General features: G+C 40.1%; 1 protein-coding gene and 1 pseudogene. Both read left to right on the forward strand.

Annotation, left to right across the window (positions count from 1 at the left end; all coding sequences use genetic code 11):
• Nucleotides 1–1,212, forward strand: a 1,212-nt coding sequence (gene nox, locus GMD4S_RS08670; protein WP_000296616.1) for a H2O-forming NADH oxidase, incomplete at its 5' end; no start/stop codon positions are given.
• Between the two features lie 303 nt (nt 1,213–1,515).
• Nucleotides 1,516–1,598 (forward strand): annotated as a pseudogene (locus tag GMD4S_RS13340) (pyridoxal 5'-phosphate synthase lyase subunit PdxS); the annotation flags it as partial.

Below are 1,598 nucleotides of genomic sequence, written 5' to 3' on the forward strand. Positions count from 1 at the left end.
CCAGAAGGTCTCTTCTACTCTGATAAAGAAAAATTGGAAGCAAAAGGTGCTAAAGTTTACATGAACTCACCAGTTCTTTCAATTGACTACGATAACAAAGTTGTGACTGCAGAAGTTGAAGGTAAAGAACACAAAGAGTCTTATGATAAATTGATCTTTGCAACTGGTTCAACTCCAATCTTGCCTCCAATCGAAGGTGTTGAAATCGTTAAGGGTAACCGCGAATTCAAAGCGACTCTTGAAAATGTACAATTTGTTAAATTGTACCAAAACGCTGAAGAAGTTATTGAAAAACTTGAAGACAAGAGCAAACACCTTGAGCGCATTGCCGTTGTTGGTGGTGGTTACATCGGTGTAGAACTTGCTGAAGCTTTCGAGCGTCTTGGAAAAGAAGTAGTGCTTGTAGATATTGTAGACACTGTCTTGAACGGCTACTATGACAAAGACTTTACTCAAATGATGGCGAAGAACTTGGAAGACCACAACATTCGCTTGGCTCTTGGTCAAACAGTTAAAGCCATCCAAGGTGATGGAAAAGTTGAACGCTTGGTAACAGACAAAGAAACATTTGATGTGGATATGGTGGTTCTTGCTGTTGGCTTCCGTCCAAACACAGCTCTTGCTGACGGTAAGATTGAACTCTTCCGTAACGGTGCTTTCCTTGTAGATAAGAAACAAGAAACATCTATCCCAGGTGTATACGCTGTTGGTGACTGTGCAACTGTTTATGACAATGCTCGTAAAGATACAAGCTACATCGCTCTTGCATCTAATGCTGTACGTACTGGTATCGTTGGTGCTTATAACGCTTGTGGTCATGAATTGGAAGGAATCGGAGTTCAAGGATCAAACGGTATTTCTATCTACGGTCTTCACATGGTTTCGACTGGTTTGACTCTTGAAAAAGCCAAGGCTGCAGGCTATAATGCAACTGAAACTGGCTTTAACGATCTTCAAAAACCAGAATTTATCAAACATGACAACCACGAAGTTGCCATCAAGATTGTCTTTGACAAAGACAGCCGCGAAATCCTTGGTGCGCAAATGGTTTCACACGATTCTGCTATCAGCATGGGAATCCACATGTTCTCACTTGCTATCCAAGAGCATGTAACCATTGATAAATTGGCTTTGACAGACCTATTCTTCTTGCCACATTTCAACAAACCATACAATTACATCACAATGGCTGCACTTACAGCTGAAAAATAACAATAGCTGAGCTATCTGGCCTTAAGTTAAGGTCAGATAGTTTTTTAGTTATACTCTTCGAAAATCAAATTCAAACCACGTCAGCTTCGCCTTACCGTATATATGTTACTGACTTCGTCAGTTCTATCTACAACCTCAAAGCAGTGCTTTGAGCAACCTGCGGCTAGCTTCCTAGTTTGCTCTTTGATTTTCATTGAGTGTCAATCTGTACCCACACAATTATCCTTTTTCTATCTTGTACTTCATTCTAATCTGGCTTAAAATGAAATGGTAGCTACCAATACAAATGATGAGGATTAAGAAATGACTGAAAATCGTTATGAACTAAATAAAAACTTGGCACAGATGCTCAAAGGTGGGGTTATCATGGACGTTCAGAACCCTGA

The sequence above is a fragment of the Streptococcus sp. GMD4S genome, assembly GCF_000296955.1.